The 17478-nt window shown below is 42.3% G+C and carries 13 protein-coding genes and 1 pseudogene; 3 read left to right on the top strand and 11 right to left on the bottom strand.

Annotation, left to right across the window (positions count from 1 at the left end; all coding sequences use genetic code 11):
* Positions 1-144: 144 nt before the first annotated feature.
* From G613_RS0112015 to G613_RS0112005, 3 genes are all read right to left on the bottom strand, one after another.
* The gene (locus tag G613_RS0112015) at positions 145-1797 is read right to left on the bottom strand and encodes an ABC transporter substrate-binding protein (RefSeq protein WP_013281096.1); all 1653 of its coding nucleotides are present in this window, start codon (positions 1795-1797) and stop codon (positions 145-147) included.
* Positions 1798-1869: 72 nt separating this feature from the next.
* Positions 1870-2784, bottom strand: a complete 915-nt coding sequence (locus tag G613_RS0112010; RefSeq protein WP_013281097.1) for a carbohydrate ABC transporter permease — start codon at positions 2782-2784, stop codon at positions 1870-1872.
* A gap of 11 nt (positions 2785-2795) precedes the next feature.
* Positions 2796-3716 (bottom strand): ABC transporter permease, encoded by a 921-nt coding sequence (locus G613_RS0112005; protein ID WP_029232868.1) that lies wholly within the window; start codon positions 3714-3716, stop codon positions 2796-2798.
* Positions 3717-3955: 239 nt separating this feature from the next.
* On the opposite strand from G613_RS0112005, the gene G613_RS0112000 reads away from it, so the two are divergent.
* Complete coding sequence (locus tag G613_RS0112000) at positions 3956-5008, top strand: LacI family DNA-binding transcriptional regulator (protein WP_029232867.1); 1053 nt, start codon at positions 3956-3958, stop codon at positions 5006-5008.
* Positions 5009-5187: 179 nt separating this feature from the next.
* On the opposite strand, the gene G613_RS0111995 is transcribed toward G613_RS0112000, so the two are convergent.
* Both G613_RS0111995 and G613_RS19895 read right to left on the bottom strand, forming a co-directional pair.
* Positions 5188-6135: an L-lactate dehydrogenase gene (locus tag G613_RS0111995; protein WP_029232866.1), complete on the bottom strand. Its 948-nt coding sequence runs from the start codon at positions 6133-6135 to the stop codon at positions 5188-5190.
* Positions 6136-6217: 82 nt separating this feature from the next.
* Positions 6218-6346 (bottom strand): annotated as a pseudogene (locus G613_RS19895) (4Fe-4S ferredoxin); the annotation flags it as partial.
* Positions 6347-6522: 176 nt separating this feature from the next.
* On the opposite strand from G613_RS19895, the gene G613_RS0111985 reads away from it, so the two are divergent.
* On the top strand, positions 6523-7182 hold the full coding sequence (locus G613_RS0111985; RefSeq protein WP_026670529.1) for a Crp/Fnr family transcriptional regulator: 660 nt from the start codon (positions 6523-6525) through the stop codon (positions 7180-7182).
* Positions 7183-7215: 33 nt separating this feature from the next.
* Here the strand turns inward: G613_RS0111985 and G613_RS0111980 are convergent, their stop codons facing one another.
* The 3 genes from G613_RS0111980 to G613_RS0111970 form a co-directional block, all read right to left on the bottom strand.
* The gene (locus tag G613_RS0111980) at positions 7216-7692 is read right to left on the bottom strand and encodes a pyridoxamine 5'-phosphate oxidase family protein (protein WP_029232864.1); all 477 of its coding nucleotides are present in this window, start codon (positions 7690-7692) and stop codon (positions 7216-7218) included.
* Between the two features lie 173 nt (positions 7693-7865).
* Positions 7866-8141, bottom strand: a complete 276-nt coding sequence (locus tag G613_RS0111975) for an aldo/keto reductase (RefSeq protein WP_081647879.1) — start codon at positions 8139-8141, stop codon at positions 7866-7868.
* A gap of 65 nt (positions 8142-8206) precedes the next feature.
* Positions 8207-8728, bottom strand: coding sequence for a flavodoxin (locus G613_RS0111970; RefSeq protein WP_029232862.1), 522 nt, complete (start codon positions 8726-8728; stop codon positions 8207-8209).
* A 190-nt stretch (positions 8729-8918) separates the two neighbouring features.
* On the opposite strand from G613_RS0111970, the gene G613_RS0111965 reads away from it, so the two are divergent.
* Positions 8919-9806 (top strand): LysR family transcriptional regulator, encoded by an 888-nt coding sequence (locus G613_RS0111965; RefSeq protein ID WP_026528408.1) that lies wholly within the window; start codon positions 8919-8921, stop codon positions 9804-9806.
* Positions 9807-10146: 340 nt separating this feature from the next.
* Here G613_RS0111965 and G613_RS0111960 read toward each other — a convergent pair whose 3' ends face one another.
* Genes G613_RS0111960 through G613_RS0111950 form a run of 3 tightly spaced genes read right to left on the bottom strand, consistent with a single transcriptional unit; the run spans position 10147 to position 17200 of the window.
* A complete protein-coding gene (locus G613_RS0111960) occupies positions 10147-12513 on the bottom strand; it encodes a glycoside hydrolase family 31 protein (RefSeq protein WP_029232861.1) in 2367 nt (788 codons plus the stop codon).
* On the bottom strand, positions 12510-14741 hold the full coding sequence (locus G613_RS0111955) for a glycoside hydrolase family 95 protein (RefSeq protein ID WP_029232860.1): 2232 nt from the start codon (positions 14739-14741) through the stop codon (positions 12510-12512). The genes G613_RS0111960 and G613_RS0111955 overlap by 4 nt, the downstream gene beginning before the upstream one ends.
* A complete protein-coding gene (locus G613_RS0111950; protein WP_029232859.1) occupies positions 14738-17200 on the bottom strand; it encodes a glycoside hydrolase family 2 TIM barrel-domain containing protein in 2463 nt (820 codons plus the stop codon). The genes G613_RS0111955 and G613_RS0111950 overlap by 4 nt, the downstream gene beginning before the upstream one ends.
* Positions 17201-17478: the final 278 nt, after the last annotated feature.

Here is a 17478-nt window from a genome sequence, read left to right as displayed (position 1 = left end):
CAATCCGCTCCCACAGCTGCATAAAAGCCATCCCCATCGAAAGTATCAATCTCCTCTTTTTCCCATGGTCCAAAGAAATTATCCGAAATTCATTTTAAAAAAAGGGAGGAGAAAATCTCCTCCCTGCCTTTCCGGTTATATGAATTACTTATAGAACTCATCAAGATATTTCTGGTAGATAGAGAGATACTCATCAAGACCATATGCATTAACCTGCTTGAGGTACTCATCCCACTCAGCATCTGTAAGACCGTTCATAACGAAGTTACTTCTGCTGGAGTTGATATAGCTGATAAGATCTGTCTGGATAGTTGTAAGAGCCTCTGTATCATCAGCTGTCATAAATACGTTAGGATATACATACTTGCAGTTCATATCGTCTGTGTAGTACTCCTTGATCCAGTCAAGACGGTACTGCGCATCATCAGGGCATGTAACATATACGCCGTAGTACTCATCAAGGATTGCAAGAGGGCCACCAACACACTCAGCCTCACGAACTTCTACAGGAGAAGCATCGCCAAGAGGTGCATGCTTGAGCATCTTGTCGCCGTTTGCATTTGTTGAAAGCTCAAAGATATCAAACTCATCATCCTCGCCATATGTTCCCCAGTTGTTCTGTGGTGACTGGAATGGATCATACATCTTATCAAGCCAAGCGCATACGAATGCAGGATTCTCGCACTTAGAAGTTACAACGCATCTGCCACGATCAAAACCTGATGTGAAAGAGCTGTTCATAGGTGTAACATTCTTAACATCAGCCTTAAGAGCTGCAAGTGGAACGAAATCTTCAAGGTTATCAATGTTAGCAACGTCCCATGTAAAGCAAACACCATATCTGTGTGACTTACCCTTAGCTACATAAGTTGACCAGTCCTGTGTGAAGCACTCAGGATCGATAAGTCCCTCTTCATAGAGTTTATGAAGCCACTGCATACCTGACTTGAAACCTTCCTGTGTTGCTGTGCAGATAACCTTCTTGTCATCTGTAACTGCAATGTGCTGTCCGATATCATTGTCACCGTAACCTTCGCCAAAGCCGTTAATAAGAAGGCTTGGATCCTGATCGTTCATGATGCATGACATAGGAATGATGTCGCCCTCAATACCAAACTCAGCCTGAAGCTCTGAAGCATGCTCCTTGAATGCCTTAAGTACTTCTTCGAATTCATCAACTGTTGTAGGTGTCTGAAGTCCGAGGAAATCAAGCCATTTCTTGTTGATGTAAGTGAAGTTATTACCTACTGTCTGGATAGCTGTCTTGTTAGAACCAAGCTGCTCAATCCATGGAAGTGCCCAGATGTGTCCCTCGGAGTCCTCACACATTGTGCGGTACTCTGGATACTTATCAAATACTGCCTTAAGGTTAGGCATGTTGTTGTCAATGTATTCTTCTACAGGAAGGATAACTCCCTGATCAGCATATCTGATAAGGTCTGAGTTACTAAAGCCTGCATTAAATACAAAATCTGTAAGTGTGTTCTTGTTAGCCATGTTGAGCTTGATCTTGTCGCCCCACTGATCATTTGAAATAGCTGTCCAGTCAACATGTACGTTTGTCTCTTCCTCAAGTCTCTTGAAGATTGTTCTGTTGTTAGGCTCTGACTCAGTTCCTGACGGATAGCTGATTGTACCTGTGATAGTAACCTTGTTTTCCAGCGGAAAACTGATATCATCCGCTGAAACTGATGCTGCCCCACTGCCTGAAGCACCTTTTCCGCAACCTGTCAGAACACTGGCTGACATTGCAAGAACAAGTGCTGCTGAAAATAACTTTGTTGTCTTCTTTTTCATTTTCCCTCTCCTTATAAAAATTCTTTATTATCTCCTGTTGCCAGGGGAAGTTCTGATTTTTTTTAACTCTTCTCAGCCCTTAACTGAACCAACCATGATTCCTGAATCAAAATACTTCTGGAAGAATGGATACATTACTATAAGCGGTAAGCTTGAAATAATGATGGTTGCATATTTAAGAAGTTCTGCAAGCTGTGCTCTCTGAGCTGTACTCTGCATATCTGCTATCATTCCCGGATCTGGTTCATTCTGGATAAGGATAGCCCTAAGCACCAGCTGAAGAGGCTGCTTATCTGCTGAATTCAGATAGATCATTGCATCAAAGTAGCTGTTCCACATTCCTACAAACTGCCACAATATCAGCACTGCTATAAGTGGTGTGCACACAGGAAGAAGTATTCTGAAGAAGAACACCAATTCATTAGCTCCGTCCACATCAGCAGCTTCTCTAAGTTCGCTTGGAATACCTTTGTAGTAAGTTCTTGCGATGATCATGTTCCATACGCTAAATGATCCCGGAAGAATTACAGCCCACATGGTATCAAGAAGCCCCATGTTACTGATAAGAAGGTATGTAGGAATCAGTCCGCCGCCAAAGAACATTGTGATAATAAAGATTGCGTTAAAAAACTTCTTGCCTTTAAAATCATCTCTTGACATTGGATACGCACACAAAAGTGTTATAAATACTGAAATAACCGCAAATAATACGGAATAAATAATTGCATTTCTAAAGCCAATCCATATCTGAGAATTGGTCATTACTCTCTCATAAGCTGTAAGAGTCCATTTGCTGAAATCAAATACAATTCCCTTGTTCTGAAGTGTTATAGGATCCATGAAGGAAGCTACAATAATATAAACTACAGGGCCTATGATAGCCATTACAAAGGCTGCAAGGAGAATATAACCGACCAAAAGAAATGCTTTATCTCCAATGGAAGCTCTGGCAAATTCGCTTTTTTTAATATTTACTGTCTGTTGCATTTCGCTCCCCCTTATAGTCCCTGACCGTCGTTAAGCTTCTCAACAACTTTATTAACCGCTATTAGAAGTATTACATTTACGATCGTATTAAATAATCCAACCGCTGTTGAATAACTGTAATCACCATTCAAAAGACCTTTTTTGTAAACATAAGTAGCTATGATCTCAGATGAAGCAAGGTTCATATCTGACTGAAGTGCATAGGCCTTTTCAAAGCCGATACTCATAATGTTTCCTGCCTGAAGGATGAATTGGATAACTACCATATCCTTGATAGCCGGCCACTCTACTGCCTTGATCTGTTGCCAGATATTAGCTCCATCAATCTGTGCTGCCTCTTTGAGTTCCTTGCTGGCATTTGAAAGAGCTGCTGTGTACATGATAGATGCCCAGCCGGCGCCCTGCCAGATACCACTTATGATGTAGATTGGTCTGAATGCTGCAGGGATTGTCAAAAAGTTGATGTTCGTTCCCAAAAGCATGTTGAATGGTCCTGTAACCGATAAAAGAATTCTGACCATACCACAGAGGACTATGACAGATATGAAGTTAGGCATATACAAAACAAGCTGTATCTTCTGTTTGATCTTGCTGCTGGAAATCCTGTTAAGAAGAAGTGCCAATATTATCGGCATTGGGAATCCCCATAACAGGCCAAAAACACTAAGCTTTAAAGTATTTGCAAGATATTGCATAAAATCGGGTGATGATAAGAACTGTTTGAAATACTTAAGTCCTACCCATTCACTTCCCAATATTCCCTTAAATGGATTGTATTTCTGGAAAGCAATCAGAATGCCTCCCATAGGAATGTACCTGAACACTATTGTCAGTAACAGTGCCGGCCCCAAAAAGAACACATACAGTTGCCAATGCTGCTTAACATATACCAGGGTGTTATGCATCGAATTATCTTTTACCTTTGTGTTCATGTAGCCCCTCCCGAGTTTTACATTTGCATAATTCTCATTTGCATATGTAAAATATAGCACCCATATTTTCAGCTGTCAACATAATTATTTTACATTTGCACAACAAATATTTACATTTGACACTTTAATTTTTACATTTTATAATGATATAGGTGTCAAAAAGTCATAAATACCTACTATCTGGGGCACACCCATCTTTTGACACATTCATCATTTATTTAGAAAGTGGAGACTACATTATGCCAGCAAAAGTCACCTTACAGGATATAGCAGATGCTCTTGGAGTATCCAGAAATACCGTATCCAAGGCTATAAATAACACCGGAGTTTTAGCTGAAGCTACCAGACAGAAAGTTTTAGAGAAGGCTATCGAAATGGGATACAAGCAATTTTCTTATGCCAATTCCATTTCAGACATTACAAATCCTTTTAGTTCCCAGCCCAAGGCTTCAGGAGAGATTGCTCTCTTTTCAGGCAGTTTCCTTAATAATTCTCACTTTGCTTCTACCATGCTGGATAAATTTCAATATGAAATTTCTCTGCTTGGCTATAGCCTGACTATGCACCGGGTTGATCATCAGAATATAGAGTCAAGAACTCTTCCTCTCTCATACAGACCGGATAACACCAAGGCTATTATATGCATCGAAATGTTTGATCACTCCTATTGTGAAATGTTGTGCAGCCTAGGATTACCTGTTCTCATGATAGATGCTCCCGTTGCAAGCTACTGGAGACCATTAAACGCAGATGTTCTGCTCATGGATAATTTTTCCAATATATATACAGTCGTTAATGACATGAGCAAAAAGGGAATTACCAAGATAGGATTTGTAGGCCAGGTCACACATTGCCGTTCTTTCTACGAGCGGTTCATAGCCTTTAGGGAGGCAATGTATATCAATAATCTGAACTTTGATGAGAAATATTGTCTTACAGAGGTTCATCCTCACGGATTAGAATATAGAGAATACTTATTCGAAGCTCTTACGAAGATTCAAGAAATGCCCGAACTCTTTATTTGTGCCAACGATTTTGTAGCTCTCGATCTGATATCCGGCCTCAAGAGAATGGGAATAGAATGTCCACGTGATATCAAGATATTCGGTTTTGATGATTCCCCTGAGTCCAAGATCATGTCTCCTTCTCTCTCAACCAGCCACATACACAGCCAGATAATCGGTTATTCAGCTGCCAACCTTGTAATCTCCAGGATTGAGCAGCCTGATCTCAATTACAGGATAACCTATACAGAGACTGATCTTATTTACAGAGAATCAACACAGATGTAATAAAATGTAAAATAGAATGTCGCGAGCGATTTTTCTGTAATAGGAAGCAATTTCCTATTACAGAACAATATTTTCTGCGTTTCACCGAGGCTGAATACAATTATAGATAAAAGAAAAACCCCAGAAACGCTGAGTTTCTGAGGTTTGTAAGATTATTCGAATATAACTCACATCCGTACTCAAAGCGATTCAATTATTACTGCTTTCAAAGTCTCCGATGACTCTAGTAATGCAGCCTTTTCCTGCTCGCTGAGTCTGATTGGCACAGATCCTTCAACGCCATCTCTTCCGACAATAGCCGGCATGCTGAGAGCGACGCCATCAATGCCATTCTCACCGTGCTGAATGCTGGATATAGGAAGAACTGACTTTTCATCACGTATGATAGCCTCACAGATACGCCTTACACTCATGGCAATTCCGTAATAAGTAGCACCTTTTTTCTCGATGATCTCATAAGCACTATTCTTGACAGTTTCAGCAATCTCTTTCATAGCTTTTTCATGCTCGAAATGTCCTCTCATCTCGCAAAAATCATGGATTGGAATTCCTGATACATTTGCACTACTCCATGCTGCTATCTCGCTGTCTCCGTGTTCACCTATGATAAATGCATGTACTGAACGGCTGTCTACACTCAGGTGCTCACCAAGAAGATATTTGAATCTGGCCGTATCAAGTACTGTTCCTGAGCCAAATACTCTGTTTTCAGGGAAGTCACTGAGTTTGGCTGCTGCGTATGTAAGAACATCAACAGGATTAGCCACTATCAGAAGAATTCCATCTTTGTTGTACTTTGCTATTTCCGGAATAATCGACTTAAAGATTCCCACGTTCTTTTTTACGAGATCGAGCCTTGTCTCGCCGGGCTTCTGTCCTGCCCCTGCCGTAACAACCACAACTGCAGCATCACCTGCATCCTTGTAATCTCCGGCATATATCTGCATTGGCTTTGCAAAGGGAAGTCCATGGCTGATATCAAGAGCCTCACCCTCAGCCTTCTCCTTATTCACATCTATCAGCACCATTTCGGAAAAGAGCCCACTCTCCATTAGGGCAAAAGCTGATGCTGACCCAACAAATCCACAACCTACTACTGCTACTTTTCTCTCATTTAATGCTGACATAATATGCCTCCTTTTTTCTTGCTACATTCAGTATAAACTCACTTATATCAAAAGCCCATGAAATATATGCTTACTGGGAAATTTAATCAAGTATCTTACCATTTCTGGAGATTGTCACAACCTGCCAAGGAATAAACTTTCCGCTATTCTTTATTGCATTCTCTGCGGCTCTCTGCAGCCCTCCGCAGCATGGAACCTCCATTCTTACTATCAATGGCTCCTTCATGACATGCGTTTGCGCAGATACCGCAGCCGTTACACTTTTCTTCATCGATTTTTATTATATTAAACCTCTCTGTTTGACCTTTGTTCTTGTTCTGATGGTGTCAGTATAATATACTGTTCATGACAAGTATGTTGTTCAAACCACATTTTGGAGAAAAATTTATGAACCTTGAAGGTATAGAAAAGAGTAGATTGTTCAAGGGAATGACAGCTAAAGAACTGTCTTCATGCCTTGCTTCACTGGATGCCAGGGAAAAGAAATATCGAAAAGACGATCTGATTCTCCGCGCGGGAGAGCGAACTTCAAGCATAGGCATGGTACTCTCAGGCAGTGTTACTATTGAAAGCAATGACGTCTGGGGCAATTGCTCTGTCTTAAGCCATGTAGGCCAAAATCAGTTCTTCGCTGAAACCTATGCTCTACTTGGCGAAGTCCTTCTGGTTGATGTCAGAGCAAATGAAGACTGCCGAATTCTCTTTTGCAATATAAGGAACCTTCTTGAAGACAGCAAAAAGAGCTCTCCCTGGAAGGAAAAGCTCCTAAAAAACATACTTATTATTTCATCTCAGAAAAACCTTGTCCTCTCTGGACGCAGTTTCCATACTTCTCCCAAGAGCTGCCGTGGACGCCTTTTGTCATATCTCAATGCCATCGCACTCCAGACAAGTTCAAGGGAATTTGACATTCCCTTCAACAGGCAACAGCTTGCCGATTACCTTAACCTCGAAAGGACCAACATGTCAAAAGAACTCTCGCACATGAAAGATGAGGGGCTTATCGAATATAGAAAAAGTCATTTCAAGCTTATTAAGGCGGATTAAATTGGATATTATCGACCATGCAAATCAAGCCATTTATGACTCATTAACCAATTTTCCAGTCATATGTTCAGGTGCAAACTCCAAGCATTGAACACGAGGCAATGCGTTCTTTAGCTCCTTTTCCAGATATTCTTCATCATCGGTAAATTTTCTGACCAAAGCTGTGCATATTTCTCGCGCCTTTTCTTCATCTTCTACAAGGGCGATCCTGCCAAAAGTGATAACGCTCTTTATATTAAGAGCCCAGTCACCTTCTTTACGAAATCCTTCATCATAAACACAGTAACTGGCCTTACCACAAGCTTTTATGGAGTCAATCTTATGACCCTCTTTGGCGCCGTGAAAATAGATTTTTCCATCATCTTCGCAGTACCAGTGATCTATCGGAAGTCCGTATGGGTACCCATCATCACCTATCAATGAAAGTACGCCCCTCTTAGTATTCTTCAGTATTTCTATACACTCTGAATCAGAAATCTGCTGATTAAATCTTCTCATCTTTCTAAACATGGTAAACCTCACTCTTTCGCTAAAATCTTTAGTCCAGTAATTCCAACTACAATCAGGATAACACATATTACCATAAGTGCTGTAAGAAGCAGACTTAGAATTCTCATTTTTTCTTCACTATCATTTCCTACGTCAAAAACCGCCTAACATTCTCGTCTTCACTGATCTTCACCTCAACCCTTTTCAAAATCAGGTTTCCAGCCTGCGAACTGTTTAAGCTGCTCTTCTGTCCTGTGATAATATTTCTCATTCTTGTCAAGCTCCGCAATCTTAGCCATCTCTTCGTCCGTCAGCTTAAAATCGAGAATGTTGAGATTATCTTTGATATGATCTTTCGTTTTACTGCCGGGGATCACCACAAATCCCATCTGTGTATGCCAGCGAAGAATGATCTGTGCCGGAGACTTTCCGTACTCCTTTCCAAGTTCGGCAAATACCGGTTCATTTATACGCCCTGTTCCATCAGATCAAAAACATATCCCTTTTCGTAATCCATCTCTGTCACCGTCCTTTTTTAGATCAAACCGTTTGCCGCAAACCACTTCTTTACTACATCCCAGGAATCAGCTGCCTTAGAGCCAGTGATCGCAAGTCCGCTCTTTACCGTTGCTCCTTTGGCAGACTTTTTAATATCACTCTCACTGGATCCCATTCCGCTTCCTTCATTGGTACAAAGGGGAAGGATCGTCTTTCCGGTGAAGTCATATCTTTCCAGGAAAGTTGCGACTGCCATCGGGAAAGTTCCCCAATAATTCGGGTAACCAAGAACGATGGTGTCATACTCATCGATGCTGCCTAAATAATCAGTAAGCTCGGGTCTTGCATTATTCTGCTTGTCCTTCTTCGCTTCATCGATGCAGGTCATGTAAACCGGTGAATAAGGGTCCTTCATCTCGATCTTAAATGTATCCGCATCGATCAGCTCCTTCATGATCCCTGCTACGATCTCGGTGTTCCCGACCTTTAAGTATCTCATTGCTCCGCCAAAATAGTTCTCATCTGCTCTTGAAAAGAATGCTATCAGTGTTTTTGCCATCGTGTTATCCTCCGTTATTCGACCTAAGGGGTACCGCTTGCAGTGGATGCCTTAGGTCAGTGTTTAGTTTTCGTGAATTGTGTTTATTTGCTTCGTTGATAAAATTATTGCATGAAGCGCTTGAAATATCCAATTCAAATATCATATAATTGATTTAATTTTTAAATAACTGATTTCGGGGGATTTTTCAATGACCACCAAACAGATCGATTACTGTATAGAACTGGCGCGAACACTTAACTTCAGTCGCGCTGCAGAGAATGCCTTTGTAAGCCAGCCCACATTTTCCTATCAGGTAAAACTGCTGGAAGATGAGGTCGGCTTTAAGATATTTGAAAGGAACGGCAAGGGAGCCGCACTCACTCCTGCCGGTCAGCAGTTCGTAACGTATCTTTCCGGTATGCGTGAGGATATGAAGAGAGCAATAGAACAGGGGCAGAATTTCAGTGCCAGGTATACTGACAATATAACAGTTTCCATGATGGTCAGACAGGCCATATATTTCCTGCCTGAGGCGATTCGCATATTTGAAAAGGAGCAACCCGGTGTTCAGGTCACTCCTCTGTTTCAGTACGATAATGGTGTAGAAAGTTTTTTAAAGGATGAGTCCGATGTCCTCTTTGCGCTCATCGAACAGACTAAGCATATCCCGGGGATCAACGTGCACAAGCTCTTTGATTCCGGGATTTACCTTATTGCTGATAAAAACGATCCGCTGGCAAAAAAGAACCTCATCACAGATGAAGATATCTACGGACGCACACTCATGGTAGGAGGTGGCTCTCCGAACGCTTTACGTAGTGTCCAGCAGAAGCTCATCGCCTCCGGGAAGATCGAATATTTTAACAGTCCCGATCACGACTCTACTCTTGTAAATGTTGCATCCGGCAAAGGCATCTGCCTTGCTCCCGGATTCTTAAACGACCATAGCGGGCAGTTTGCATGGATCCCTTATGACTGCAAGGAATGCTTTCACTGCGTTCTCTGCACTCACAAGACGGATAGCCGAGAGAGCCTTGCCGCATTTATCAAGACGCTTCAAAAGCTGTACAATGATGCAGTGGCCTTCCCACTTTAACTTCCGGTTTTATCTGCTGAAATTCATTATTTTCAAATTATTGGCAGTATATTAACTCTAATTTCCACTGCCTAAATTCCAGTATCTTCAGATGTTAGCAGAACTTCAGTGCAATATCCCACTGCCAATTTGGACTTTTTCTAAAATAATGGCAGAAAAACTAATACTCACATTCTGCGTCCCAAGGGTTATATTCATTTCCTCTTACTTTTCTGATAATTACTAATAGCAAACTTCTTTATATCTTCTAACGCCTTTTCTTCCGACAACAAATCGGCATCGTTGTTAAATAGCAATTACAAGCGATATAAGGAAGGAAATACAATAGCCAGAAATAGCTTTATCGGAGGACATAAGGCCGGAAGCCAGGTTTAAAGAATCTGTCATCACCCGATGTCTCATAAGAGAACGCTTTTTCCTTATCGTTCCAGATCAGTCTTGTTATACTGAACTCTCCGCTCTCATAGCCATATCCGTCTCCGGCATCTTCATACAAAGAAAACTCTGCGTCGCATTCCGGATATACCAGGACATCAATATCTTCGTCCTTCATATATTCGGAGCCGGCGAGTGGCTTTTTCACAGGTATGATGGAGCCGACTTTCACGAATACAGGGATGTTGTCCAGACCGCATGTGTATTCTATAGTCTGTCCACCTTCGAAGCGGCGACAGGGCAGATTTTCTATATCCTTGCCATTGTCATAAATGTCACTCAGGTTAAATTCATACCAGTCGCAGCCTTTGGGCAGATATACATTTCTTTGATCAGCATCTTCGATCATAGGGCAAACCATCAGACTATCGCCCAGCATAAACTGATCTGAGACTGACAGTGCCTTTTCGTCAGCGTTAAAATCAAACATCAGCGGTCTGATTAGCATTCCGTCGTCAAAATGAACTCCTGCCCCCACAGAATAGAGATAAGGAAGCAGTTTATACCTGTTGCGAATTGTACTGCAGATAGCTTCATAATACGCATCTCCGCTATCTCCAAACGCCCATGGTTCACGTTCAATATCCGTGCCGTGCGCCCTGAAGACCGGCAAAAAGGCTGCATATTCCAGCCATCTCACATATAGCTTTTTATATGCTTCATCTATGCCATCTTTATAATCACCGTCCCAGAACCACTGTATGCCTCTTTTAACAAAAAATGCACCTGTGTCCATCGTCCAATACGGCATACCGCTTGCAGCAAACTGCAGTCCGGATCTCACCTGATCTTTAAGAGTATCCCAGCTGGCTGAAATATCTCCCGACCATAGGATTGTTCCGTACTTCTGGCTTCCTGCCCAGCCACTTCTGGTAAGATTAACGACTCTTTTTTCAAGAGAGCATTTTCTCTGGCCTTCCCAGATTGCCTGAGCATGATATTTTCCAAACTCATTGGCCTTTTCAAAGGGCATGATATTTGCCGAATCATTCTTGTATTCATAGTATTTATCGCTGTCCGCAGGCTCTATACGATGCTCCCACTCCGGAGTTATCGGTTCGCTGGAATCGCACCACCAGGCATCAACTCCTGCCGGGTATAATGCTCTTTCCACCTGTGACCAATATAGATTTCTGCCTTCATCGCTAAAAGCATTATAGATATCTGTTCCAGGAAGCAATAGCTCATTTTCCTTGAATTCTGCGTTATTTTCTGTTCCCTGCGCCATATTGGGCCAAATTGACATCATAAAACGGATTCCCATTTCATGGAGTTTATCCGTCATACCCTTTGGATCAGGAAATCTCGATGTATCAAAGCTCTTTTGTCCCCATTTGTTGTCCTCCCAGCTCATCCAGTCAAGAACCATACAGTCTACACCTATGTTTCTCTTTCTGAACTCCCCGGCTGTGTCCAATATATCTTTTTGGCTAACGTAGCGCTCTTTTGACTGAATATATCCATAAGCCCACATCGGAAGCATAGCTGCTTTACCCGTAAGCCTTCTGTAGTTCTTCACCACGTCAAAAAGACTCTCTCCAAAGAGGACATAGTAATCCAGATAAAAGTCTGCCTCCGTCTGAACAAATGCCTCTCTCTCATTTTCGGAAAACATCAGAAGTGAGCCGGTGCTATAGAGCAACCCGTAATTTCTGCTTGAAACCATCATGGGAATGGCGATTTTTCTATTGCTCTGATGAACATAGTAGGTACTTTTCCTGAGATTCCATTCGCCCTTTTCGCCCTGGCCAAAGCCAATAAGCAGTTCATCCTCGGAAAAATTGAAATATGTGCGGGTTTTGTAGGCAGAGCCGTACTCTTCACGTTCTGCCGCTTTAACCTTTTTCTTCACTCCATCCGGAGTAACTATTTCCTCCACCAGTGCTTTATCCGCATTGATTGTTCTGTATAAAGAGATCCGCTCAAGGTCACGTGGGTGCTCATTTCTCTCTGAAACAAGCTCCCTTCCGTTCTGATCCCAAAATGATACTGCGCTTGTCTCCTTATCTATGTGCACAGTACCTTCTTTTGTAGAAATTGAAAGTTCGTTTCCGCTCTGATCTACTTTAAAGTCTATGCTGCCGGTAAAATCAGAATACTCACTGCCCTGTTCCTTGGCAAAAGAGCCATCGGATGAAAAAGAGACTCTGACAATTCCGCCTTTTTGTGGAATGATCCTGAGTGTTCCCTCCTGTGACCTGACAAAAACCATTCCATCCTTTTCGCATACTTCCAATATACTACTATCCTTTGCAGGTATTACGTCCATCATAGCTCTAATTCCTTTTTCTCCCCATTGACCTCAACAACTATATGCTTGGCTTTTTTCTTGTTTATAATGTTCCAGCTCGTAACCTTCATATCTTTCCACTCCATTGAAAGCTCAAGTCCGCCGCAGAGGCATATTCCGCTGACGCGGCCATTTGAAAGTTCCTTCGGAAGCGCAGGAAGGAACCTTATATATCCATCCCTGCACTGAACAAGCATCTCTATGATCGCTGCTGACGCTCCAAAATTCCCATCTATCTGGAAAACCGCTCCTGGTCCGTATGGGTGGTTATCCATCAGATTATCAAAAGTGCTCTTGGAAAGAAGCGCCTCCAGATTTTCATATACTTTGGCGCCATCCAGGAAATGAGCCCAAAGGCCTATGATCCACGCCCTTGACCAGCCGGTATGTCCGCCGCCGTTTGCAAGCCTTCTCTCTAGAGTTACGCGGGCCGCCTTCATAAGCTCAGGAGACTTCTCAAAGCTTATTGAATGTCCCGGATAAACTCCAAAAAGATGCGAAATATGCCTGTGTCCGGGTTCTAGCTCCTCATAGTCCTGCATCCATTCCTGGATCTGACCATATTTACCGATTTTTATCTTTGGAAGCTTTTCCAAGATCACACGGGCCTTTTCTGACTTTTCAGCGCATCCAAGCACCTTGCATGCGCTGATATAGTCCTCTAAAAGCTCTGTAAGGATCTCGATATCCATGGTCGAGCCTTCACAAAGGCATCCTTTAGTACCGTCCTTCATGATATAGACGTTTTCAGGTGATACTGATGGAGAAGTGATAAGCTCCCCGCTCTCATTTTCGACCAGGAAATCGTCAAAAAAGTCTACGCATTCAGTAAGTACCTCAAAGTTATCTGCCAGGAAGTCTTTATCCTCGGTGTACAGATAATGTTCCCATATATGTGTGGCCATCCATGCCTCGCCCATAACCCAGAAGGTGGCCGGTATATAGTGGTCCTGCGGAGCTGTATCACCATAAATATCAGTGTTATGATGTGCAACAGAACCCTTGCAACCATACATCTGCCTTGCTGTCTGCTTGCCGTTTTCACAAACTCTTTTTAAAAGCTCAAAAAATGGCATGTGGCACTCGGAAAGATTCCCGCTCTCCGCCATCCAGTAATTCATCTCAGCATTAATATTGATGGTAAACTTGCTGTCCCAGGGCGGAGTTAGCCTGTGATTCCAGATTCCCTGCAGATTTGCCGGAAGACAATTTCCTCTGCTTGATGAATACAAAAGGTATCTTCCATAGCTAAAATACAGCGCAAAAAGGCCGGGATCTTTCTCTCCGTTTTTCAGGGCTGAAAGTCTCTTGTCAGTAGGAATGTCACTCCTGTCTTTAGTATGTCCGTCTCCAAATTCCAGGGACAGAGTATTGAATCCTTTTACAAACTCTTCCTTGTGAGACTTTAAAACATCCTCCCAGCTTTTCTTTGAAATACTATCAAGATTTTCTTTGCCGGCAGCAAGATAGTCCTCACCCTTTGTGGAATCGTGATAGAACTCTGTTTGTATATCTATAAAAAGTGTAACTTCAGAGGCATCTTTAACAATAAGATGCTCACCGATAGTCTCTACCTCACCTCCACGCAGCTGCGCTTTTACTCGCACTGCAAAAGGAATACCTGTCCCGGACTCCACTTTAAATCCGATTTCATCCTTATCTGCCCATACCTCATCAAGCTTATTGTGAAACCTATCAAGTCTGCAGGTAAATCCGATTTTGGCATCATCTGCTCTTAGGTGATAAGCCATGATCTGATCGGGAAATGAAGCAATAAACTCTCTATTAAAGCTTGCTCCATTATTCCTGTAAGAGACTGAAGTAACACCATTTTCAAGATTCAGCTCACGCCTGTAACAGTCATGCGCTTCATCACCTTCAAAATCAATGATCAGCTCTCCTGCCGGTTCATAGGATCTCTCAGAATTAGGAGTGCCCGAAAGTGCAAGAAGCGAGAGCTTTTCAGCCTCCGGAATCTTCCCTTCCTTTATAAGACTTCTGATCTTATCCAGATTTTTATACGCGTCCTTATTTATCCTGTTTACAGGCTTTCCGCTCCATATGCTGTCTTCATTGAGGTAGATCCTCTCGCTTGACACTCCGCCCATTACCATAGCGCCAAGTCTTCCGTTTCCCACCGGAAGAGCCTCTTCCCAGCACTGTGCAGGTTGTTCATACCACAAACTCATTTTCCCATCCATGTTTTTCATATTATCTCTAAAGCATCGTGAGCTTCACCTACTCCTTTTGCACAGATTTTAACTGTAACTGTGCCTTTTTCATATCCTGACCTTACAATGGCCATTGCGCGCCCCTTAAAGCTTACTGTTTCGCCATCTGTGTAGTTATCATCCGTCTTGGGATTACCTGATCCAAAACCTGCAAGGAAAGCATTTCCTGTAATTTCAGCAACAAGCTCGATCTCAGCTCCGGGAACAACATTTCCTTCATTGTCGAGGATTTCAATTCCAATATATGCTGCGTCATGTCCGTCAGCCTTTAGTGTGCTCTTTTCCGGAATTAGTCTGATTTTGGCAGGTGCACCGGTTGTGACAAGTGTATCTCTGCTGACCTCTTTACCGTCCTTGTAGCTTATTGCTTCTACCTTTCCGGGTACATATACCGTGTCAAACTTTACTGAATTTGGCATAGGGAACTCGGTAGATACCGGCTTCTTTCCTACAGAATTACCATTTACAATCAGTTCCACTTCATCTGCATTTGAAAAGACAACAAGTCTGATATCTTTATTCTCGCTGCCTGCATAGTTCCAGCTCACGAAAAGTTCAGGGAATCCCCACATTGTTGTGCATTCTTTCTTTCCGAAGGTCTCAGGTCTTTGCGAAAACAGATGTGTTTTTGGGCTTCCCCAGACAACGCTTCTGTAGGCTCCCTGCGGCAGCATATGTCCTGTAATATCAAAATCCGCATCATTTGCACATCTCCATGGATAAGGAGATCCTGTACCGGGCATAAGAACCCATCCATTTGTCTTTGCAATAATGTCATCCTCATCCACATAGGCAGCCTTGCCTATTCCGGCTTCGCCGATATAATCCCAGGCTGTCCAGGTAAAATCTCCTATTGCATATGTGCGTTTTTCTACAAATGGCCATCTGAAGCCAATTTCTTTCGGGAAATTCTCGGAACCGAGAATTACTCTTTCCGGGAACATCTCATGATCTCTCTCATAAAGGCCTTCCATATAGTTATAGCCAACAATATCCAGACCGTTTGTAAATGGTTCTGTAATTGTTTCCCAGCTTGTATCATGGAGTCCTTCGGCCGAATTCTGCTTCTGGCTCTGATTTATCATAAGTTCATCATCAAGACCGCTCCAAAGCGAACAGATACCGTTGCTGACAGGTCTTGTTCCATCAAGTTTTTTGATAGTTTCTGCAAGCTTTGTTGCCAGCTCATAACCGTTATCAAGGCCTCCTCTTTCAGGAATCTCATTTCCTGTTGACCAGATAACAACTGACGGATGATTTCTGTCCCTCTTAACAAAGGCTGTAAGATCTTTTTCCCAATCACTTATGAAGAACTGGCTATAATCGCCTCCTCTCTTTGCCATGCCCCAGGCGTCAAAAGCCTCGTCAAAAATATACATACCGAGTCTGTCACAAGCCTCAACAAGTGCAGCTGATGGCGGATTATGAGCTGTTCTTATAGCATTAAATCCAACTTCTTTGAGCTTCTTTACTTTTCTTGCCTCTGTTTCATAAAGAGATACTGCTCCGAGAAGGCCATTATCATGATGAAGACACCCACCTTTAAGCTTTACTGTTTTTCCGTTTATTCTGAGTCCTCTAATAACATCAGCTGTTATTGTTCGAATTCCAAATAAAGTCTCAGCTTCATCAACCTCTGTATTGTCCTGTGGGAGAAAATGAGTGCGGTAAACACCAAGGTTCTTTACCTGTGCCTTTACTTTGTAAAGGTTTGGATTCTCTGCATCCCAAAGCTCAGGGTCTTTTACATTAAATGCGATGTGAGCTGTTTCTGTTTTACCGGCTCCTATAAAAATAACGCGCTTTACAGTACAGTTTGCTTCTTCTGAGCCGTCCCTAGCAATAACAAGTATTATTTCTGCAAGCCTGTTCTCCAATGTGCTGTTGGCTACCTCTACTTCAGCCTCAAGAAATGCATAGCCATCAGCCACTTCTCTGGTCTTTACGTAGATGCCATCGTTTACCGCATGAACTCTTGGACCATGGCAGAGAATGGCACCTCTGTACAGTCCGGAACCTGTATACCAGCGAGAATTCACATACATACTAGTATTACAGTTTATAGTTATTCTGTTTTCTTTTCCAAAGGTAACATAATCTGTCAGATCCACATAAAAAGGAGCATAACCATAGTGCTGACTTCCTACTTTGCAGCCATTAACTTCTATGGTCACATTCATCATGGCTCCGTCAAATTTAAGGCCAACGCAGTCATTTTCCCATTCCTTAGGGATCATAAGATACTTGGTGTAATTAGTAAGACCTCCGACGAAATATCCGCTATCAGCCTTAGCCGGTGCGTCAGGTTGCACCTTGGTTCCGATCATTCCGTCATGAGGAAGATTCACTTCTACTCCGGGATCATCTCTTAGCATTCCAAGATTATCCACGTAACCATTTCTGAAAACCCATTTTTCATCAATACTTATATTTTTCATACTTGCCCCGAATCTGTTTATAGTTGGTTGTTTTCGAAAACAACCGATATCTGTCTATTAAAACAACCCACTACCAATTAACCACAAATTGGTTTAAAAGTATATATACAAAATTTTACTTTCAATATTCATTTATAATTCCAAAGTATATGTACGCTGCGTTTTTCGGTTCCGTTTATCACTGTGATCTTCATTTTGTTCTCCTCGGCGATCTCCTCTTATTATTCTGCATGTTTTTTTCATCTCTTGCGTACAGTTTATTAAACTGCCGAACATGC

It is taken from the genome of Butyrivibrio sp. VCB2006 (genome assembly GCF_000420945.1).
GTDB lineage: Bacteria > Bacillota > Clostridia > Lachnospirales > Lachnospiraceae > Butyrivibrio.
The sequence above is the reverse complement of the archived record's forward strand: the minus strand, read 5'-3'. Positions and strand labels throughout refer to the sequence as shown.